21 protein-coding genes and 1 riboswitch are annotated in these 20,342 nt (G+C 68.6%); of the genes, 7 read left to right on the top strand and 14 right to left on the bottom strand.

What is annotated here, in order from left to right:
* Positions 1–79 precede the first annotated feature (79 nt).
* The gene (locus tag DFQ14_RS11260; RefSeq protein ID WP_114453192.1) at positions 80–1,060 is read left to right on the top strand and encodes a R2-like ligand-binding oxidase; all 981 of its coding nucleotides are present in this window, start codon (positions 80–82) and stop codon (positions 1,058–1,060) included.
* A gap of 232 nt (positions 1,061–1,292) precedes the next feature.
* Here the strand turns inward: DFQ14_RS11260 and DFQ14_RS11255 are convergent, their stop codons facing one another.
* The gene (locus DFQ14_RS11255) at positions 1,293–2,912 is read right to left on the bottom strand and encodes an AMP-binding protein (RefSeq protein ID WP_170206396.1); all 1,620 of its coding nucleotides are present in this window, start codon (positions 2,910–2,912) and stop codon (positions 1,293–1,295) included.
* Positions 2,913–3,062: 150 nt separating this feature from the next.
* On the opposite strand from DFQ14_RS11255, the gene DFQ14_RS11250 reads away from it, so the two are divergent.
* Positions 3,063–3,863: a PhzF family phenazine biosynthesis protein gene (locus DFQ14_RS11250; RefSeq protein ID WP_114453308.1), complete on the top strand. Its 801-nt coding sequence runs from the start codon at positions 3,063–3,065 to the stop codon at positions 3,861–3,863.
* A 105-nt stretch (positions 3,864–3,968) separates the two neighbouring features.
* Positions 3,969–4,370, top strand: a complete 402-nt coding sequence (locus DFQ14_RS11245) for a YccF domain-containing protein (protein ID WP_179951545.1) — start codon at positions 3,969–3,971, stop codon at positions 4,368–4,370.
* Positions 4,371–4,505: 135 nt separating this feature from the next.
* Here the strand turns inward: DFQ14_RS11245 and DFQ14_RS11240 are convergent, their stop codons facing one another.
* The 5 genes from DFQ14_RS11240 to DFQ14_RS11220 form a co-directional block, all read right to left on the bottom strand.
* A complete protein-coding gene (locus tag DFQ14_RS11240; RefSeq protein ID WP_179951557.1) occupies positions 4,506–5,270 on the bottom strand; it encodes an HAD-IIA family hydrolase in 765 nt (254 codons plus the stop codon).
* Between the two features lie 26 nt (positions 5,271–5,296).
* Positions 5,297–6,388: a sulfate/molybdate ABC transporter ATP-binding protein gene (locus tag DFQ14_RS22640; RefSeq protein ID WP_114453306.1), complete on the bottom strand. Its 1,092-nt coding sequence runs from the start codon at positions 6,386–6,388 to the stop codon at positions 5,297–5,299.
* A gap of 19 nt (positions 6,389–6,407) precedes the next feature.
* Positions 6,408–7,166, bottom strand: a complete 759-nt coding sequence (locus DFQ14_RS11230; RefSeq protein WP_114453305.1) for an ABC transporter permease — start codon at positions 7,164–7,166, stop codon at positions 6,408–6,410.
* 119 nt (positions 7,167–7,285) lie between these two features.
* Positions 7,286–8,044 carry a molybdate ABC transporter substrate-binding protein gene (gene modA, locus DFQ14_RS11225; RefSeq protein WP_114453189.1) on the bottom strand — a complete coding sequence of 253 codons (759 nt, stop codon included), beginning with the start codon at positions 8,042–8,044 and terminating at the stop codon, positions 7,286–7,288.
* On the bottom strand, positions 8,041–8,445 hold the full coding sequence (locus DFQ14_RS11220; protein ID WP_114453188.1) for a TOBE domain-containing protein: 405 nt from the start codon (positions 8,443–8,445) through the stop codon (positions 8,041–8,043). Before DFQ14_RS11220 ends, modA begins: the two co-directional genes overlap by 4 nt.
* A gap of 182 nt (positions 8,446–8,627) precedes the next feature.
* Between DFQ14_RS11220 and moaA the strand changes: the two genes are divergently transcribed.
* From moaA to DFQ14_RS11205, 3 genes are all read left to right on the top strand, one after another.
* Complete coding sequence (gene moaA, locus DFQ14_RS11215) at positions 8,628–9,683, top strand: GTP 3',8-cyclase MoaA (RefSeq protein WP_420810156.1); 1,056 nt, start codon at positions 8,628–8,630, stop codon at positions 9,681–9,683.
* Positions 9,684–9,685: 2 nt separating this feature from the next.
* Entirely contained in the window at positions 9,686–10,057 is a 372-nt protein-coding gene (locus DFQ14_RS11210) for a MoaD/ThiS family protein (RefSeq protein WP_114453187.1), read from the top strand.
* A gap of 588 nt (positions 10,058–10,645) precedes the next feature.
* A riboswitch (cyclic di-AMP (ydaO/yuaA leader) is annotated at positions 10,646–10,808 on the top strand.
* A 1-nt stretch (position 10,809) separates the two neighbouring features.
* Positions 10,810–11,439: a LysM peptidoglycan-binding domain-containing protein gene (locus DFQ14_RS11205; protein WP_114453186.1), complete on the top strand. Its 630-nt coding sequence runs from the start codon at positions 10,810–10,812 to the stop codon at positions 11,437–11,439.
* A gap of 342 nt (positions 11,440–11,781) precedes the next feature.
* Here DFQ14_RS11205 and DFQ14_RS11200 read toward each other — a convergent pair whose 3' ends face one another.
* From DFQ14_RS11200 to DFQ14_RS11175, 6 genes are all read right to left on the bottom strand, one after another.
* Positions 11,782–12,027: a hypothetical protein gene (locus tag DFQ14_RS11200; protein ID WP_179951544.1), complete on the bottom strand. Its 246-nt coding sequence runs from the start codon at positions 12,025–12,027 to the stop codon at positions 11,782–11,784.
* Between the two features lie 199 nt (positions 12,028–12,226).
* Positions 12,227–12,847, bottom strand: a complete 621-nt coding sequence (locus DFQ14_RS11195; protein ID WP_114453185.1) for a LysE family translocator — start codon at positions 12,845–12,847, stop codon at positions 12,227–12,229.
* Positions 12,848–13,087: 240 nt separating this feature from the next.
* Complete coding sequence (locus DFQ14_RS11190) at positions 13,088–14,080, bottom strand: molybdenum cofactor biosynthesis protein MoaE (protein ID WP_114453184.1); 993 nt, start codon at positions 14,078–14,080, stop codon at positions 13,088–13,090.
* On the bottom strand, positions 14,077–14,583 hold the full coding sequence (gene moaC, locus DFQ14_RS11185) for a cyclic pyranopterin monophosphate synthase MoaC (protein WP_114453183.1): 507 nt from the start codon (positions 14,581–14,583) through the stop codon (positions 14,077–14,079). Before moaC ends, DFQ14_RS11190 begins: the two co-directional genes overlap by 4 nt.
* Positions 14,584–14,665: 82 nt before the next feature.
* Positions 14,666–16,132: an NAD-dependent malic enzyme gene (locus DFQ14_RS11180; RefSeq protein WP_114453182.1), complete on the bottom strand. Its 1,467-nt coding sequence runs from the start codon at positions 16,130–16,132 to the stop codon at positions 14,666–14,668.
* Positions 16,133–16,185: 53 nt separating this feature from the next.
* Complete coding sequence (locus DFQ14_RS11175) at positions 16,186–16,380, bottom strand: hypothetical protein (RefSeq protein WP_114453181.1); 195 nt, start codon at positions 16,378–16,380, stop codon at positions 16,186–16,188.
* Between the two features lie 140 nt (positions 16,381–16,520).
* On the opposite strand from DFQ14_RS11175, the gene DFQ14_RS11170 reads away from it, so the two are divergent.
* Complete coding sequence (locus DFQ14_RS11170; RefSeq protein WP_114453180.1) at positions 16,521–18,818, top strand: helicase-associated domain-containing protein; 2,298 nt, start codon at positions 16,521–16,523, stop codon at positions 18,816–18,818.
* 203 nt (positions 18,819–19,021) lie between these two features.
* Here DFQ14_RS11170 and DFQ14_RS11165 read toward each other — a convergent pair whose 3' ends face one another.
* On the bottom strand, positions 19,022–19,624 hold the full coding sequence (locus tag DFQ14_RS11165) for a GTP-binding protein (RefSeq protein ID WP_420810155.1): 603 nt from the start codon (positions 19,622–19,624) through the stop codon (positions 19,022–19,024).
* Complete coding sequence (locus DFQ14_RS11160) at positions 19,605–20,333, bottom strand: DUF742 domain-containing protein (protein WP_114453178.1); 729 nt, start codon at positions 20,331–20,333, stop codon at positions 19,605–19,607. Before DFQ14_RS11160 ends, DFQ14_RS11165 begins: the two co-directional genes overlap by 20 nt.
* Positions 20,334–20,342: the final 9 nt, after the last annotated feature.

Genomic DNA, 20,342 nt, shown 5'->3' with positions numbered 1-20,342 from the left:
GCCGGGACCGGCCTCCACGGGGCCGCGCCGAAGCAAGCCGGCACTCGACGGGCACGATCTTGATGGGCAGGAGCGCGACATGACCGAAGAGCTGCTCGCCGACTCGGACACCACTGTCCACCGCGAGAACTTCCACTCGCTGCGTGCGGGCGGGATGAACTGGGACTCGCTGCCGCTGCGCCTGTTCACCAAGGGAAACGCGAAGTTCTGGAACCCTGCCGACATCGACTTCAGCCAGGACGCCGAGGACTGGCAGCAACTCACCGACGACGAGCGATTCAGCGTCGCGGCACTGTGCGCGCAGTTCATCGCCGGCGAGGAAGCCGTCACCCAGGACATACAGCCGTTCATGGCGGCCATGGCCGCCGAGGGGCGGTTCGGCGACGAGATGTACCTGACGCAGTTCGCATTCGAGGAAGCCAAGCACACACAGGTGTTCCGGATGTGGATGGACGCGGTCGGTCTCGAGGAGGACCTGCACTCCTACATCGAGGACAATCCCGGGTACCGGGCCATCTTCTACGAGGCGCTGCCCGAATCGCTGAACGCGCTGCACGCCGACCCGAGCCCGGCCAACCAGGTCCGCGCCTCGGTGACCTACAACCACGTCGTCGAGGGAACCCTGGCGCTGACCGGCTACTTCGCGTGGAACAAGATCTGCCGCAGCCGGGGCATCATGCCCGGCATGCAGGAACTGGTGCGACGCATCGGCGACGACGAGCGGCGGCACATGGCGTGGGGCACGTTCACCTGCCGCAGGCACGTCGCCGCCGACGAGCGCAACTGGGAGGTCGTCCAGCAGCGGATGGACGAGCTCCTGCCCTACGCCGTCAGCCAGATCGAGTGGATGCCGGAGGACGCCCCGGAGGAGCGTCCCTTCCAGCTCGACACCGAGGAACTCACCGCCTACGCCTCCGACCGCGCGGGACGACGGCTCGGCGCGATCTCCTCGGCCCGGGGCATGCCGCTGGCGCAGATCGACGTCGACGCCTCCCCCGAGCAACTGGAAGAGCAGTTCGGCGCCGAGGACGCCCAGGCCCTGGCGAAAGCAGGCGCCTAGAGCTGTGTGGGTGGTTGCCGCCGTGCACCCGGCCAACCGCGCCGGAAAGGCAGCGCATTCCGCTTGTTCGCCACGCACGCAACCGGCACCGCTGCGGGTTCTCCGGCACAGCCTCGCGAGGACAGTTCCGACGTGATGTAGTGCCTCTCCCTGAGGTCGGGACTCCCGGAGCGAGGCGCAGCCGGAGGTTCCGCCACCCGCACCGAGAAACAAGCCAATCCACACACTCTCCTCAACCGAGGTCGAGGAGTTTCTTGGCCTCCTCGCGCATCTCCACCTTGCGCACCTTGCCCGTCACCGTCATCGGGAACTCGTCCACCACGTGCACGTAGCGCGGGATCTTGTGGTGCGCGAGCCGGCCCGAGCAGAACTCGCGCAGGGTCTCGGCGGTCATCTCCCCCGCCCCCTCGCGCAACCGCACCCAGGCCATGAGCTCCTCGCCGTAGCGAGGATCCGGCACCCCGATGACCTGCGCATCGAGGATGTCGGGATGGGTGTACAGGAACTCCTCGATCTCGCGCGGGTAGAGGTTCTCCCCACCACGGATGATCATGTCCTTGATCCGTCCGGTGATGCTGACGTAGCCCGAGGAGTCCATCGCGGCGAGGTCGCCCGTGTGCATCCAGCGAGCGGCATCGATGACCTCGGCCGTGGCGTCCGGTTGCTGCCAGTACCCGAGCATCACCGAGTACCCCCGGGTGCACAGCTCACCCGGCTCGCCGACCGGCACGGTCAACCCGGTGGACGGGTCCACGATCTTGACCTCCAGGTGCGGGCCGACCCTGCCGACCGTGGACACCCGACGGTCCAGGGAGTCGTCGGCGCGGGTCTGCGTCGAGACCGGACTCGTTTCCGTCATGCCGTAGCAGATCGCGACCTCGGCCATGCCCATCCGGTCGATGACCTGCTTCATCACTTCCGTCGGGCAGGGCGAACCGGCCATGATCCCGGTGCGCAGCGAACTCAGGTCGTAGCTGTCGAAGTCCGGCAGATCGAGTTCGGCGATGAACATCGTCGGCACCCCGTACAGCGACGTGCATCGTTCGGTGGCCACGGCCGACAGCGCGGTGGCCGGGTCGAACCCCTCGGACGGGACGACCATCGCCGAACCGTGGGTGGTGCAGGCGAGATTGCCCATGACCATCCCGAAGCAATGATAAAAAGGCGGCACGATCGCGACCCGGTCGATCTCGGTGTAGCCGCACAGCTCCCCGACGAAGAACCCGTTGTTGAGGATGTTGTGGTGCGACAGCGTCGCCCCCTTCGGGAATCCCGTGGTCCCCGAGGTGTACTGGATGTTGATCGGATCATCGGCGGAGAGCCCGGCCTGCGCCTCGGCCAGCCGGCGGGCATCACCGTCCGGCTGCAACAGAGCTTCCCACTCGGCGGTGTCGAGGAAGACGACCCGCTCCAGCGCCGGGCTCTGCGGACGCACCTGCTCCACCATCGTCACGTAGTCGGAGGTTTTGAACCGCTGCGCCGACACCAGCATCCGGATACCGGACTGGTTGAGCACGAACTCCAGCTCGTGGACCCGGTAGGACGGGTTGATGTTGACCAGAATCGCGCCGATCTTCGCCGTGGCGTACTGGACCAGCGTCCACTCCGCCCGGTTCGGCGCCCAGATCCCGACCCGGTCTCCCTTGCCGAGGCCGGCATCCAGCAGACCCAGGGCGAGCGCGTCCACGTCGGCGACGAACTCCCGGTACGTCCAGCGGCGACCGGTGGCGAACTCCACGAGGGCGTCCCGCTCGCCGAAGCGCGCGGCCGTGCGATCGAGGTTCGTGCCGATGGTGTCCCCGAGCAGGGCCACCTCCGAGGTCCCCGAGGCATAGCTGGGTTGTGCGGGCACTGCCGATGCGGCGGATCCGTTCCGTGTCTCCACGACTGCCTCCCGTCCCGTGTGTGGTGAAACACATGATTGCCCATCTCCGCTGTTCGGTCGAGGGAGGCAGCTCACGAAGGCAACCGGCGGACACGCGCAACGCATAAACTCGTGATCATGGACGCTTACGTCGTGGATGCCTTCACCAGCACCGCTTTCTGCGGCAATCCGGCCGGGGTGGTGGTGCTCGACGCCCCGGCCGATCCCGCGTGGATGCAGGCGGTCGCCGCCGAGTTCAAACACGCCGAGACCGCGTTCGTCGTGGCGGACGGATCGGAAGGTGCGGACGGCGGCGAACCGAAATCACTGCGCTGGTTCACACCGACCACCGAGGTCGACCTGTGCGGACACGCCACGCTGGCAACCGCCTACATCCTGGGCGGAAGCCAGCGGTTCGACACCCGCAGCGGCACGCTGAACTGCACCTCGACCGGCGACGGCATCGTGGAGATGGACTTCCCGAGCGTGACGTCCCAGCCGGTACGGGCCCCCGAGGAACTGACCACCGCGTTGCCCGGCGTCACCGTCGAATCCGTCGCTCGGGGTGATTTCGACCTTCTCGTGCAGGTGGCCTCGGCCGCCGAGGTCCGCGCGCTCCGTCCCGATCTCGACACGCTCGCACGGATCCCCACGCGCGCGGTGATCGTCACGGCACCGGGAGATCGGGAAGGCGTCGACGTCGTCAGCCGCGTTTTCGCCCCCCGGGTCGGTATCGGTGAGGACCCGGTCACCGGTTCGGCGCACTGCGCCCTCGCATCCTGGTGGTCGGCCGCGCTCGGCCGCACGGCGGAGAGTACCGAGCTGATCGGGGAGCAGGCATCCCCGCGCGGTGGCCTGGTGCGCATGACCCTGCACGGTTCCCGCGTCGGGCTGGCAGGGCGGGCGGTGACGATCCTCCGTGGCGAGTTGCTGGCCTGACATCCGAGAAGCGGCCGAGCAGGCGGCCGATCCCGATCCGCGCGAGCACCGATCTCGGGGAAAACCCCCGAGGGCGCAGGGCGGTCGACGTGGCAGGCTGGTGCCATGCGGCTGTTGCTGAACATCATCTGGCTCGTGCTGAGCGGCTTCTGGATGGCCGTGGGGTACGCGGTCGCCGGGGTGGTTCTGACCGTCACCATCATCGGGATCCCGTTCGCCATTGCCTCGTTCCGGATGGCCAACTTCGCCCTGTGGCCGTTCGGCCGTCGCTTGGTCGAGGACCACGATGCCGGCGTGTTCTCGGCGATCGGCAACGTGCTGTGGCTCGTTCTCGCGGGCTGGTGGCTCGCGCTGGGACACATCCTCACGGGTATCGCGCTGTGCGTGACGATCATCGGTATCCCGCTGGGAGTGGCGAGCTTCAAACTCGTTCCGGTCTCGCTGTTCCCGCTGGGCAAGCACATCGTCGACACCGACGATGTGCATGCCCTGGTGCCACGTCACTGACGAGCGTGCCGAAAGCTGCTCGGGCAGGCCCCTCCCACCGCCGGTCCGGCTGCGGTCCTCTCCGGAGAGAGATGGCCTGCGGAGCAGGCCACTCGAAGGAGCACCTCACCACTCGGAGCCGCCCGGCCCCGCGCGTCACGCGGCGAACGGATCGGCGACGTGATCGACGAGGTCGGCGATCGAATTGATCACCTTGGTCGGGCGGTAGGGGTAACGCTCGGCGGTGTTGCTGTCCGAGATGCCCGACAGCACCAGGATCGTCTGCATCCCGGATTCCAGCCCCGACCGCACGTCGGTGTCCATCCGGTCGCCGATCATGAGCGTGTTCTCGGAATGTCCCCCCAATGCCCACAGTGCCGAACGCATCATCAGCGGGTTCGGCTTGCCGATGTAGTAGGGCGCACGGCCGGTGACCCGCTCGATGAGCGCGGCGACCGCACCGGTGGCGGGGAGCGTGCCCTGCGGACTCGGCCCCTTCTCGTCCGGGTTGGTGGCGATGAACCGGGCACCTCCCTCGACCAGCCGGATCGCCCTGGTGATCGCTTCGAAGCTGTAGGTGCGGGTCTCACCCAGAACCACGTAGTCGGGGTCGGTGTCGGTGAGCACGTAGCCGATCCCGTGCAGGGCCGTGGTCAACCCCGACTCACCGACGACATGGGCCGATCCCCCGGGGCGCTGCTTGTTGAGGAACTGTGCCGTGGCCAGCGCCGAGGTCCAGATCGCCGATTCCGGTACGTCCAACCCGCTCCGCAGCAGCCGGGCACGCAGATCCCGCGGGGTGTAGATCGAGTTGTTGGTGAAAACCATGAACGGCATCCCGTGCTCGCGCAGGCCGTCGAGGAACCGGTCCGCGCCCGGAACCATGCGGCTCTCGTGCACCAGGACGCCGTCCATGTCCATCAGGTAGGTCCAGGGGGGTATCTCTGTCACGGCGACGATGATCCTCCGGAAGCCGGGTGGATGGCCACCTCGGTGGCCTTGACGACGAAGAACACCTCGTCGCCTGCGGCCAGTCCCAGGTCGGCGACGGCCGCCGGGGTGACGTCCGCCGCCAGTACCGGATCCTCCCCCATGAGGCGGGCAGCGGCACGCAGCCGGATCACATCACCACGTGGTTCGAGTCCGGCCAGTCGCACCCGCAGGGCGTTGCGCGGGCTGCCGTGCGGGCATTCACGGTGCACGGCGACCGCGGAAGGGGCGAACACCGCCGCAGCAGCCTCCCCCTGCTCGACCGGCTCGGCGATGCGGCCGCTGATCACGCCCTCACCGGTCTTGATCCCCTCCTCCTCCGCGATTCCGGGTACCAGGTTGAGCCCGGCGATGCGTGCGGTGAACGCCGCCCGCGGCCGGGCCAGCACCGCGCGCGTCGGCCCTTGCTCGGCAATCCGCCCGTCGACGAGCACCAGCACCCGGTCGGCCAGCACCACCGCGTCGAGGACGTCGTGGGTGACCAGCACCGTGGGCCGGTGCTGGCTCCGCAGCACGCGGTGCAGAAGACCGCGCAGCGCGGGTGCGGCATCGACGTCGAGAGCGGCGAGGGGCTCGTCGAGCAGGAGCAGCTCGGGGTCGGCGGCAAGTGCCCGGGCCAGCGCCACCCGCTGTGCCTGTCCGCCGGAGAGCCTGCCGGGCCGGTGCCCGGCGAGGTCGGCCGCGTCCACTCGCGCCAACCACCGTTCGGCGATCGTGCGTGCGGTGCGCTTGCCTGCCCCGGCGGCTCTCGGTCCGAACGCGACGTTGTCCAGTGCCGACAGGTAGGGAAACAGCAGTGCGTTCTGTGCCAGCAGCCCGACACCACGGCGATGGGCGGGCAGGTCGACGTTGTGGTCGGTGTCCAGCCATACCCGGTCGCCGAGAGCGATACGGCCGCGCTCCGGGCGAACCAGGCCGGACAGCGCCGACAGCAGGGTCGACTTCCCGGCGCCGTTGGGGCCGAGGACCGCCACGACCTCCCCCGGGGCCACCGTGCATGTCACATCCAGGCCGAACCCCGCCCGCCGTAGCGCGACATCGGCGAGCATCGCGGCTTCGCCTGCCCGCTCAGTCACCTCTGCCCTCCACCGCTTTCGGGCCCACGAGGGCGATCACCAGCAGAGCGATCACCACCAGCAGCAGCGACATCGCCACCGCGGCATCCACATCGGACTGCGCGGTGGTGTAGATGGCCAACGGCAGGGTCCGCGTGGTTCCCCGCAGGCTGCCCGCGAACGTGATCGTCGCACCGAACTCGCCGAGTGCGCGGGCAAAGGTCAACACCAGACTCGACCCCAGAGCGGGCACGAGAAGAGGGACGGTCACGCGCCGAAAGGTCAACCACGGTCCCGCTCCGAGCGTCGCCGCGACTCGCTCGTAGCGCGCACCGGACGTGCGCAGAGCACCCTCCAGCCCTACGACGAGGAACGGCATCGCCACGAACGTCTGGGCCAGCACCACGGCGGCACTGGTGTAGGGCACCGTCACCCCGAAGGCATCCTCCAGCAACCGGCCGAGCGGCCCGGTCCGGCCGAGCAGGTACAGCAGTGCGAGTCCCCCCACCACCGGGGGCAGCACGAGCGGCAGCAGGACCGCTGCCCGGAGCACGCGCAGCCCGCGAAGCCGTGACCGCGCGAGCACCACGGCCAGTGGCGCCCCCAGCAGCAACGACAGCACGGTCGCGGCCAACGACGTCCGCAGGGACAGCTCCAGCGCGTCCAGCGCGGCCGGAGCGGTCACCAGCTCCGGAAGCCGGGACAGCTCGATGCGGGTGAGCAGGCCCAGCACCGGCAGCACCAGCAGTGCCAACGCCATCGCCGCGGGCATCCACAGCGGTGCCGGGACACCGGTGCGGCTGCGCTCCACGGGAGCCCCGCGCCGCCGTTGCGTGCGCGGCGCGCTCCGGTCCGCCGGCTGCACGGACTCCTCCGTGCCGTGGTCGTGTTTCACGGCGTGCCGAACCCGTACTTGCCGAGGATCTCGCGGGCCTGCGTGCCCTGCAGGAACCGGGCGAACTCGGCCGCGAGCTCGGGGTGGTCGGCACCTTTCAGCACGACGGCCGGGTAGGAGTGGACCGCGCGCTTCGAAGCCGGGAAGTCGATGGCGCGCACCTGCTCGCCGGCGGCGCGGGCGTCCGTGACGTAGACGAGTCCCGCGTCCGCCTCTCCCGCGATGACCTTGTTCAGCACCGCCTTCACGTTGCTTTCCTCGCTGACCGGGCTCAGCCGTACCCCGGTGATCCGCTCCACGTCCTGCGTGGCCGCACCACAAGGCACCTGGGGAGCACACACCACCACGGCAGGGCCGGGACGGGCGAGGTCGGCGAGCGAGGCGATGCCGGCGGGGTTGCCCGCGGGCACGGCGATCGTCAGCCGGTTCGTGGCAAAGGTCCGCGGCTGCCCCGCAGCCGCTTGCGCCCGGACCACCTTCGCCATCGTCCGCGTGTCCGCCGAGGCATACACATCGGCGCTGCGCCCCTGCCGGATCTGTTCGGCCAGCAACGTCGAGCCCTGGAAGTTGAATCGCACCCGCACACCGGGATGCTCGGCGGAGAACTTCGCGCCGATGTCGCGGAACGCTTCGGTCAGCGAGGCGGCTGCCAGCACGGTCAGCGTCCGGCCTCCCCCGGAGTCCCGGCCGGCGCATCCGGTGAGCAGGACGAGCAGCACCGCGAGACCGGCGGCCAGACGCCGGTGCCCGCTCATGCGTGTGCTCCCGGCGTCTCCACCACGACCGTCGTCGACTTGACCACGGCCACCGCCAGGACTCCCGGTGTCAGCCCGAGCTCACGTACCGCCTCCGTGCTCATCAGAGACACCACGCGGTGCGGGCCGCACTGGAGCTCGACCTGCGCCATCACACTGTCCTGGGTCACCTCGGTGACCAGTCCGACGAACCGGTTGCGCGCGGAACGCCCCACACCGGAAGGATCCGGTGTCGATCGGGCCTGGGCCCGGGCGAACGTCGCCAGCACCGTGCCGTCCACGACAAGGCGGCCGGCCGGGTCCCGCTCGGCGGTCAGCTGCTGCGCGTCGACCCAGCGGCGAACGGTGTCATCGCTGACACCGAAGAGCTCGGCTGCTTCCGAAATCCGGTATTGCGGCACACACGGAACGATAAACCCGCATGTGCGGAATCATCCACCTTGCACGGCACGCAAAAGCGCCTCACGGCGCTTTCGTGGTTTCCTCCGAAAGTGCCACGCATGCGCGTGTCGATTCGGCGATCGAGACGAAAACCCCCGAAGACGATCGAATTTTCGGGGTGATGGTGGTTACGCTCGGGGATGTGAGTGCCGTGGACCTGGGAATTCCGGTCGCCCGACCGACCGACACGTCCGCACGCCCGGACACGCCGTACCTGGTGGACCGTTTCGGACGGGTCGCCACCGACCTCCGGGTGTCCCTGATCGACAAGTGCAATCTCCGCTGTACCTACTGCATGCCCGCCGAGGGCCTGCCCTGGCTGAAGCGGAGCGAACTGCTCGACACCGCCGAGATGATCCGGCTGATCCGGCTCGCGGTCGAAACGCTCGGCGTGACCACCGTGCGATTCACCGGGGGCGAGCCCCTGCTGCGCCAGGACCTGGTGGAGATCATCGCGGCCACCACAGCACTGCCGGGCCGACCACGAACCTCGTTGACCACCAATGGGATCAACCTGGGCGACTACGCCGACCGGCTCGTCCAGGCAGGGCTCGACCGGGTCAACGTTTCGCTGGACACACTCGACCGGCAGACCTTCCGAGAGCTCACGCGGCGCGACCGACTGGACGACGTGCTGGCCGGGCTGGAGGCGGCCAAGTCCACCGGCCTGGAACCCGTCAAGGTCAACGCCGTGCTCATGCGGGGCATCAACGAGCACGAGACCCGCGACCTACTGCACTTCTGCCTGGAAAGGGGCTATCAGCTCCGGTTCATCGAGCAGATGCCCCTGGACGCGCAACACGCGTGGGATCGCGAGCAGATGATCACCGCGGACGAGATCCTGGAGCGACTCCAGCGGGAGTTCACTCTCACCCCGCATTCCGCCGACCGCGGTTCGGCCCCGGCCGAACGCTGGTTGGTCGACGGCGGGCCGGGCACGGTCGGGGTGATCGGGTCGGTGACCCGTCCGTTCTGTGCGGACTGCGACCGCACCAGGCTCACCGCCGACGGCCAGCTCCGCTCGTGCCTGTTCTCGCAAACCGAGACCGATCTGCGTGAACCACTGCGCACCGGGGCCGGTGACGACGAGATCGCCCGCCTCTGGCGGGAGACCATGTGGGCCAAAGCGGCCGGGCACGGCATGGACAGCGAAGGATTCGCCCAGCCGTCCCGGCCCATGAGCGCGATCGGGGGGTAGCAGTGGCAGCACGGCCGTCACAGCCGGATTCACCGGCGACGACGTCGGCAGGGGCCTCGACAGGAGCCACGGCTCCCGAGGAGGCTGCCGCAGCCGCTCTCGGCGTCCGTGTCCGGTACTTCGCGGGAGCACGCGCCGCCGCGGGGACCGCCGAGGAGACGGTACGGGTGCTCCCGCGCAGGGCGGGCGCCGGTTCCGCATCGGTCAGCGTCGCCGACGTCCTCGAGGCGGTGCTCTCCCTGCACGGCGAGCGGTTGGCACAGGTGCTGGCGGCATCCGGTTTCCTGCTCGACGGCATCGCCGTACGGGACCGCAATACCGAGGTCGGCGAAGGTGCGCAGCTGGACGTTCTCCCGCCCTTCGCGGGGGGCTGAAGCACTTCTTCGTCGCCCGGGACGAAAGCGGGTCTCGAACTTCTTCTCGCGCGCGTGCGCGCGGAGGTGCGCGCACGCGCGCATAGCGTTCTTGCCTCGTTCCGCCGCCGTTGTACAGGCGTGTCGAGGACACTCGTCCAGGTGATTTTCATCCGGCCTCGACGATCTTGTCCAAGATCGTCGGCGAGACGGCTTCACTCGAACGGATCAGCTTTCCGCGCCGACCCCGAGTCATGACACAGTGCGTTTCCGCCGATTCGCTCCGTCACGGCGCGGAGAAGCGCCGCACGGGCACAAATATGTCGAATCTGACGTAACACGCTCTCACCTGTTCAGCTGCGACCTCATCGACCGGGTGATCCAAGACTCACTGACCGTGATCAATATCGAGTGGGATACGACTTGATAACAACGCTCTGAGCAGCGCAAATACCCGAGATCGGACACCCCTGATGCGGCGTTACTGTGAGCAGAGTCACTGTCACTGCGATTTCCGTTCCCGTTCATGATTACGTACTGTCCTCCTCGGTCGGCCCCGAACCGACCAGCAAGGAGTCCGGGAGTCCGCAGCGCCGAACCCTGTCCGGCGGGCTCCTACCCCCGAACGAAAACAGGACCGGACAGGGGCGGGGGAACCACCATTGGGCGCCCCGACGCCCTAGGGGTGAAGCCGGCTCGACGAGCCGGCCGGGTTGTCCCCGAACAGCCCGAACCCGACAGCTAACTTCGCAGGCGCGGTAGGAGAGAGGGACATGGCTCGCTATAAAGGCAAGCATCGCAAGCAGTCCAATACTGCCCGCACCGCCGCCCGCGTAGCCGTCGCGGGCGCCGTGGTCGCCAGCCCGCTCGCGGTCGCCGCCCCGGCCAGCGCCGCCGACTGGGACGAGCTGGCCCAGTGCGAGAGCAGCGGAGACTGGCACATCAACACCGGTAACGGCTTCTACGGCGGGCTGCAGTTCACCGAGTCCACATGGGCCGCTTTCGGCGGTGATCAGTACGCCGCCAACGCCCACCTGGCCACCCGTGAACAGCAGATCGCCGTCGCCAAGAAGGTCCTCGAGGCCCAGGGTCCGGGTGCCTGGCCCGCCTGCACCTCCAAGACCAACTGGGTCAGCGGCAGCACTTCGGGAAGCGCCAGCGCCTCGAGCAGCACCGAGGCTTCCTCGGAGCAGAGCTCCGGCTCCACGGAGAGCTCCGCCAGCGTGAAGAGCTCCAGCAGCGTGCAGTCCAACGGGGCGGACTACACCGTCCAGCAGGGTGACACGCTGAGCAAGATCGGTCAGCGGTTCGGCGTGAACTACCAGGACATCTACCAGCGCAACACCGATATCCTGAACGACCCGAACCTGATCTTCCCCGGTCAGCAGCTCGACATTCGCTGACCCTTCTCGGCCTGTCGATCCGGCAGGCAGCACGGTCAGGCGCTCGGCGCATCACTCCGGTGCGGCGATCGAGCGAACCGGCCGGCTCGATGAACCCGGGGCCCCGCCGCCTTCCCCCAGCGGTGGGGCCCCGTCCCATTTCCGGGGACGGTTCCACAGGGGGTTGCCGTAGTACTCGCCGAAAATCGGGCGGATAAGAGACACCTGGATGATGATCGACCAGAGCGTCTTCCGGCTCCAGCAGCGCGATGACTCACCGATCAGAACATCCACGTCGCCGGCGGTCTGCCCCTGCCCAGAAGGGGATCCTCCCGCTGCGAACGATTGTCGAAGGCTTACACGTCACGAGAGGCCAAGCAGTCTCCTGACGGGGCCGGTGAACCAGCGCCAGGACGAGCTGGACGCGGATGCTGCGTAAGCGCTGGTGAGCATCAGGGCGCATCCCAACAGTTGCAGCAGCGTCGGTTGCTCGCCGAGAACGAGAGCGGCAAGGGCGAGGGCGCCCAGAGCCATCGTCAGCCGTGGCCGTGTACGAGCCGTGTGCGACACGACTCCCGAACGTCGTTGCAGTTCTGAGGCGCTACCCACACGCGGACGCTACAACCGGGTGAGCGGACGAAGCACCTGCTTATCTCGGCGGTCGCACCTGGCGCCACGTACGAATCCCAACCGCGGGTTCGCTCTGCGGGCGGAGGAGCTGTGGTCAGCTGCTGGGTGTGAAGGTCGCGGAGTCAAGCGCGGACGACAGTGCTCGGGCAGGCACTCCGCTCGGAGAGCGTGAAGGTTGTCAGTGCTGGGAGGCGGCGACCTTCACACCGAAGCTGATCAGCACGACCCCGGTAGTCCGCTCCATGACCCTGCGGACGAGGGGCCGTTCGAAGAACGCGCGGGCCCTGGCCAGCAGCAGCACGTAGCCACCGAGCCAACCCAGGGTCAGTGCCGCGTGTAGCAGCACCAGCACCGCCATCCCGACATGCGGGGACAGTCCGGACGGCGCGAGGGTGGGCAGCAGACCGGTGTAGAAAACGGCGATCTTGGGATTGAGGAGATTGCTGACCAGACCGGTCCGCCACGGGTTGCCGGCTGAGAATGACTCGGTCGGTGTCGGAGCCGCTGAGCGACCGCGGCGACTGTGCACCAGTGCTTGGATTCCGAGGAAGACCAGGTAGGCGGCCCCGGCCACCTTGACCACCATGTAGGCCGTCGCGGACGCGGCCAGGACTGCGGCCAGACCCACCACGGTCAGCACCCCCCAGCCCAGCAGCCCGGCGATGATGCCGCCGACCGTCCGCAGACCGTCCTGCCGGCTGGAGGCGACGGCGCGCTTCGTCACCACGGCCATATCCGGACCGGGCACCATGGTCAGCACGGCCAGCACACCGATCGCCGCGAGGAACTGCACGAGCATGGGACGCAGTATCGCAGCCACACCTCCGCCACGAGCGCCTCCGGGCGCACCCATTCCTCGATCTCCCGTGGCGTGCAACTCGGCAGCAGCGCCTCGGCATCACGCATGAGGAACCCCTGCGGTACGTACGGAGTCAACGATCGTGGTCCGCGACAGCGATTCAAGCACCCACGGCGGCGATTGGCGATGAGAGCCGAGACGACGGTTCAGCAACCACCTACGCAGACCGCCGGTATCCCCTCACGGGCAGTTGACCCACTCTTCGGTCTCGTCCTCGAACACCTGCCGCTTCCAGATCGGCAGCTGCCGCTTGACCTCGTCGACCAGTTCCGAGCAGGTCTCGAATGCCTGCTTGCGATGATCGGCCGCAACAGCACAGGCCAGGGCAACCTCGCCGATCCGCAGCATCCCGAGGCGGTGTTCCACCGCGATGGCCCGGACGCCCTCGCACTGCGACGCGATCTGCTCGGCGACTGTCGTGATCACCTCCGAGGCGCTGGGATGCCCCACGTATTCGAGTTCCCGAACGCCGCGTCCGCCGTCGTGGTCGCGCACCACTCCGCCGAAGGTGACCACGGCGCCGGCAGCGCGGTGCTCCACCAGGCGTGCGAGCCCGTCGACATCGAGCGGCTCCTGCGTGACGGCGGCACGCACCACTTCGGCGCCCGTGCCACCCTCTTCTCCCGGTGTCGCGGTATGGCCGTGTCCCCGGCCGTGCGCTCCCCGGTCTGTTCCGTCCTGCTCGTGGCCCGCGGGAGCGTGGTCACCGCCGAGCACCTGATCCACCGCGTGCTCGAGGACGCCGTCGAGGACCCGCAGGCCATCGTCGACCCCGCCTCGTGAGCCGGGCAGGTTGACGATCAGCGTCCTGCCACCGACCCCGGCGATTCCTCGGGAGAGGACGGCGGTGGGAACGTCGGGCAGTCCTGCACGGCGCACGGCATCGGCCAGGCCCGGGATCGGGTAGTCGAGCACCTCGGCGGTGACGTCGGGGGTGCGATCGGTCGGGCTGATTCCCGTGCCCCCGGTCGTGATGACCACGCGCACGCCCTCGGCAACGGCGTGCCGCAGCGCCTGTCCGACCGGGTCCCCGTCCGGAAGCACCTGGGGGTCGGGTACCTCGTAGCCGCGCTCGCGCAGCCAGTCGGCGATGACGGGCCCGGTCCGATCCTCGTACACCCCGGCGGCCGCCCGGTTCGATGCCGCCACCACACGGGCGGTACGTGCGGTCATTGGCCCTCCTCCTCCGTGTCGCGCACCCAGGTGCCGGTCTTCCCGCCTTCCTTGCGTTCCACGCGGACGCCGTCGAGGACGGCAGCGGGGTCCACGGCTTTGATCATGTCATGCAAGGCGAGTCCCGCACCGGTCACGGCCGTCAACGCCTCCATCTCGACACCGGTCCGGTCGGTGGTGCGCACCGTGGCCGTGATCCGCACCTCGGCATCACCGGTCTCGAGAGCCACCTGCACCCCCGAGAGCGCGATCGGGTGACACAGTGGAACCAGGTCCGGAGTTCGTTTGGCGGCCATGATGCCCGCTATCCGGGCGGTGGCCAACGCATCACCCTTGGGGAGCTCGTCGCTGCGCAACAACCCGACCACCTCCTCGGTGGTCCGTACGATGCCGGTGGCGATCGCCGTGCGGGCGCTCGTCCGCTTTTCCGAGACATCGACCATGCGGGCCGCACCGACTTCGTCGACGTGTGTGAGTCCCTGGTTGCCGTCCTGCTGGGCCATACACCGACCCTAGAACAGCCGCCATGCCCGGTGAGTCAACGGCTGCCCGGCCGGAAGGCCGTGCCGACCCGGCCACGGGTGCTCAGGACTTCGAGCTCCCCGCCGGGGCACCGGGAATGGCCGCGTCGCTCGACGCCGCGGTCACCGACTCGGCCTCCTGCCGTTCGGAAGCCACCACGCGACGCACCGCTTCGGCCACGGCGGGTGCCACCGAGGTGTCGAACACGCTGGGCACGATGAACGAAGCGTTGACCCGGTCGTTGCTGTCGACGACGTCGGCGACCGTGTCCGCGGCGGCGAGCATCATCTCGTCGGTGATCTCGCGCGCATGAGCATCGAGCAGACCGCGGAAGAAACCCGGAAACGCCAACACGTTGTTGATCTGGTTCGGGTAGTCGCTGCGGCCGGTGGCCACCACCGCGGCGTGCTGCTGCGCCTCCAGCGGATCGATTTCCGGGTCGGGATTGGCCAGCGCGAACACGATCGCGCCGGGATTCATCGTGGCAACCTGCTCGGCACTGAGCAGGTTGGGGGCCGACACACCGATGAACACGTCGGCACCGGCCACCGCGTCGCCGAGGCCGCCGGTCCGCCCCTGCGCGTTCGTGCTTTCGGCGATCGAGCGCAGATTGGCATCGGTGTCGCCTCGCCCGCTGTGCACGATGCCGTCGATATCGGCGGCGATGACATCGCGGGGCTGCTTGTGCTGCAGCAGGCGAATGATCGCCGATCCGGCTGCGCCCACTCCGCAGACCACGACACGGCAGTCGGTGATGTCCTTGTCGACCACGCGCAACGCGTTGCGCAGGGCGCCGAGCACGACGATCGCCGTACCGTGCTGGTCGTCGTGGAACACGGGGATGTCGAGCTTGTCCCGCAGACGCCGTTCGATCTCGAAGCAGTGCGGTGCGGCGATGTCCTCCAGGTTGATACCGCCGTAGACGGGGGCGATGAGTTCGACCGCGCGGACGACCTCATCCGGGTCCTGCGTGTTCAGACACACCGGCCAGGCGTTGACACCGGCGAACTTCTTGAACAGGGCCGCCTTGCCCTCCATGACCGGCAGCGCGGCCTCCGGGCCGATGTTGCCGAGCCCCAGAACCGCGGAACCGTCGGTGACCACGGCGACGCTGTTGCGCTTGACGGTCAGGCGACGGGCATCCTCGGGGTTGTCCGCGATCGCCGTGCACACCCGCGCCACCCCGGGGGTGTAGGCGCGGGAGAGGTCGTCTCGATTGGACAGGGCGACCTTGGAATTGACCTCGATCTTGCCACCGAGATGCACCAGGAATGTCCGGTCGGAGACCTTGCGGACCCCGACACCGGGCAGCGCGCGCAGGACATCGGTGAGGTCTTCGGCATGGTCGGAAGACAGGGCATTGCAGGTGATGTCGACCACGATGCGGTCAGCGTGGGACTCGACGACGTCGAACGCCGTGATCACACCGCCGGCGCGGCCGACAGCGCTGGTCAGGTCACCGGCCGCGCTGGCCGACGGCGGAGCCTCCACGCGAACGGTGATCGAATAACCCGGCCCCGGAACCGCCATGGTGCCCCCCTGTCGTGCTGAAATGTGAATGATCGCTCACCGGGTGGTCACGATCACTTGTTGATCCTGGTCACCGGATGCCGGTAGGGAAGGTCCTCCTCCGGCAGCGGAAAAGCGACGTCACCGAACGGCGACATGGCACCCTGCCGGTCGGTGGCGAGCTCGCTGACCGGGACGTCGTCGTTCTCCCCGGACTGCGGCCACGTCGGATCGATGCGCTCGTTACCCGCCTTGTTCGCTTTCGCCACGTCATCCTCCTGACCCGAGTACCTTTCGGGTTCCAGTTTGCCCGACCCGCCCCGGCTTCCTGCATCGGGCTTCGGCAAGCGGCGCTGTCCTCGCCGACTGCCTCGGTCGGTGTCCCCGTTCAAACGGTATCTTGGCAGGGATGCCCGGTAGCTCACGAGCGGACTCCCCCCGGTCGGACCGGCCCTCTTTGGTGGACTGGCTCCGTGCCCGCGGCGACGACGAGTTGCTGGCGCTGCTGCGGGCCAGACCCGATCTGGCCACGCCCGCACCCGCCGACGTGTCGGTGCTGGCCACTCGCGTGGATGTGCGTTCCTCGGTGGCCCGGACCTACGAGGACCTCGACTCGTTCATGTTGTCCACGCTGGAGGCGCTCGTCCTGCTCGACGCCGACGAGTCGCCGGTGTCGATCGCCGCGCTCGCGGATTTCCTCGGTGAGGACATCACACCGGAGCGCGTGCGGCGCTCACTGGCCGCACTGCGTGAACGCGCGCTCGTCTGGGGCGAGGAGGCGCAATTGTCGCTGCTCCCGGCCGTGCGCGAGACGATCTCGACGTTTCCGGGCGGGCTCGGCAGGGCCGCCCCGGACCTCACCGAGGCTCGGGCACGGGAGGTGCTGGAGACTCTCGACGAGGAGGAGCGGAAACTGGTCGACGCGCTGGCCGAGGGTCCACCGGTGGGGCGGACGAGGGACGCGGGCATTCCCCTTCCCGCAGAGCAGCAGCGCACCCCCGTTCAGCGCCTGCTCGCCGGGGACCTGCTGCTGCGTCGGGACAGCGCCACGGTGGAACTTCCCCGGCAACTGGCCCTGGCCGTGCGCGGCAACCGGCCGATGGGGACCGTCGAACCCGAGGAGCCACTGCTCGATTCCGCCGACCACGGCCAATCCGCGATCGACAGCACCGCAGCCGGCGAGGTACTGGAACTGTCCCGGCACACCGAACTGCTGATCGAGGCCTGGGGCGAGCAACCACCCGACGTGCTGCGCTCGGGCGGGGTGGGAGTCCGGGACCTGCGCCGGACCGGCAAGGCGCTGGGCCTCGACGAGAACCGGCTCGCGCTGCTCGTGGAGATCGCCGTCGCCGCGGGGCTGATCGCCGAGAGCGAGGGCGACGAGCCGGAATGGGTACCCACCGTCCAGGCCGACACGTGGTTGGCCGCCGCGCCCGAACAACGCTGGTCCCTGCTGGCCAGGGCCTGGCTGGACCTGCCCAGGATTCCCGGGCTCGTGGGCGCACGTGACGACAAGGAGCGGCTGATCGGCCCTCTCTCGGAGGATCTGCGGCGGCCGCAGGCGCCGGAGGAAAGGCGCCGTGCCCTGAACCTGCTCGACGAACTGCCCTCCGGGCACGGGGTGCGCGATCCCGGCAACGCCGCAGCGGTCCTGGCCTGGCGGGCACCGAGGCGGGGTGGGAGATTGCGTGACGACTTCGTGCACTGGTCCTTGTCCGAGGCCACCGCGCTGGGGATCATCGCGCTCGGGGGATTGACCACCGCCGGGCGTGCACTGCTTGAAGGCGACGCGACCGAGGCGGCGCGACTCCTGGGTGCGGCTCTGCCGGAACCGCTCGACCACGTGCTGGTGCAGGCCGATCTGACCGTGGTCGCGCCCGGACGCCTGGAACCGGACCTGGCCTCCGAGATGAACCTCGTCGCCGACGTCGAGTCCGCGGGCAGCGCCACCGTGTACCGGGTCGGCGAATCCAGCATCCGGCGCGCACTGGATGCCGGACGCAGTGCCGACGACCTGCACGCCCTGTTTCGGGACCGCTCGCGCACCCCGGTGCCGCAGTCGCTGACCTATCTCGTCGACGATGTCGCCCGCAGGCACGGGCGGCTCCGCGCGGGTACCGCATCGACTTTCCTGCGCTGCGACGATCCCGTCCTCCTCGCCGAGGTGCTCGCCAATCCGGGAGTGTCCGAGCTGGGGCTGCGCAGGATCGCACCGACAGTCCTGATCAGCCCGCTGCCGCTGAGCGACGTCGTCAGCGGGCTGCAGACAGCGGGATTCGCTCCCGTGGCCGAAGGGCCGGACGGTCAGGTTCTGGACCTGCGGCCCGGTGCACGGCGCGTGCGCGCGCGAAGTCGGGCAGCACAGTCACCGACTGCCCCTTCGGTGCCCGACGAGGAGCAACTCGCGGAAAGGGTGCGCACGATGCGGGCGGGCGATCGCGCGGCAGCCACCCGGCGTGGCAACGCCGTGATCCCCGAACGCGGGCGCCCCAGCGCCACGGCGACTCTGGAACTGCTGCGGGACGCGGCACGGCAGAACCGGAGCGTCTGGCTCGGCTTCGTCGATGCCCAGGGTGGGGCGACACAGCGCGTCGTGGAGCCGGTCAGTGTCGGAGGTGGCGTGCTGCAGGGATTCGACCGCGCTCGTGGGGAGGTGGGCAGTTTCCCGCTGCACCGCATTACCTCGGTGGCAGTCGTCGAGGAGTGAGGAAAGAATGGTTCTGGCAGCTTGCTCGAGTGGTTGCTGAACCGCCGCCTCATTTGGCGCCTTGCGGCGTTGAAGGACACATCAGGTAGCCACCTACATCACGTGTCCTTCTGCCTTGCAATGCATCCAAATGAGACGCCGGAGCTGGTCATCCTGCTCAGGCTGAGCACTCGAGCGACAAGAGATTCTTTTGAAAGGACCCGCTATGCGGTGGCCATGTGCTGCCGCATGGAATGCTGCACCAACGTGATCAGCGTTTCCTTGGTCGAATCCTTGCTGCGAGCATCGCAACACAGGATGGGCACCGACTCGTCGATGGTCAGTGCTTCCCGCACATCCTCCACGCGGTGATGCAGCACGCCGTCGAAGGTGTTCACCGCGACGACGTAGGGCAACTGCCGATCGTCGAAGAAGTCGATCGAGGCGAACGCGTCCGCGAGCCTGCGGGTGTCGACGAGCACCACGGCTCCGATCGCACCGCGCACCAGGTCGTCCCACATGAACCAGAAGCGGTGCTGGCCCGGCGTGCCGAACAGGTACAGGATGAGATCGGAGTCCAGCGAGACACGACCGAAGTCCATCGCCACGGTCGTGGTCGACTTGTCCGGAGTCGCGGAGAGGTCGTCGACCCCCACGCTCGCTTCGGTCATGACCGCTTCGGTGGTCAGCGGAACGATCTCGGAAACCGACCCCACCAGCGTCGTCTTACCGACGCCGAAGCCACCGGCGACCACGATCTTCGTCGAGGTCTTCTCGCTGCCGTGGCCTCCGGCCATCCCGGGAGGATCAGAGCTTGCGTAGCCCACTGAGAACCCTTTCCAAGAACTCCATGGACGGCCGGTCGCCCACGACCATTCCACTGTCATGAATCTGCACCAGGCCAAGACCGGCCATGTCACCGACCAGCACCCGCACCACGCCGAGGGGGAGGCGCAGGTGGGCCGAGATCTCGGCCACCGAGCGGGCATCCGTACACAGCCCGCAGATGGAGCGATGCTCGGGCTTGGACTGCGCGGCCTGGGTACGACCGCGTTCGCTGGTGGACACCAGCGTCTCGATAGCCAGATCGTATTCCGCTCGGGTACGGCCCCGGGTGCGCGCGTACGGCCGCATCAGCGAGCCGGTCTCACTCCCGGCGTCCTCGACCGCCCCCTGATCGGGTATGGACGGCATCGATCCGGAAATGGAGGGCATGGAGCCCGAGAGCGGGGACATCGGCTGGGAGATCGACGGCATCGAGGCGGGGCCGCCCTCCGGGTACTGCTCCGGCCCGGACCGGGCATCGGCCTCCGCCTGCTCCGAGCCGTAACCGGAGCCGAACAGGTCGGCTCCCGGCCCGCCGAACAGACCATACTCCTGGTCACCTGTTCTCTCGAACGGTGCGGAGGAGCCGAAGTCCGCCTCCTCCGCACTCGAACCGTCGAGGAAATCGTCCTGCCAGGAACCCGGCCCCATCCGTTTGCTGTACAACCGGAAAAGATCACCGTCCCAGTTGGGATCGGCACCCCCGCTCATGGTGAACTC

This window comes from Halopolyspora algeriensis (assembly GCF_003337235.1).
In the GTDB taxonomy this organism is placed as follows: domain Bacteria; phylum Actinomycetota; class Actinomycetes; order Mycobacteriales; family Pseudonocardiaceae; genus Haloactinomyces; species Haloactinomyces algeriensis.
Note: the sequence above shows the minus strand (reverse complement) of the source record. Positions and strands in the feature narration are given on the sequence as shown.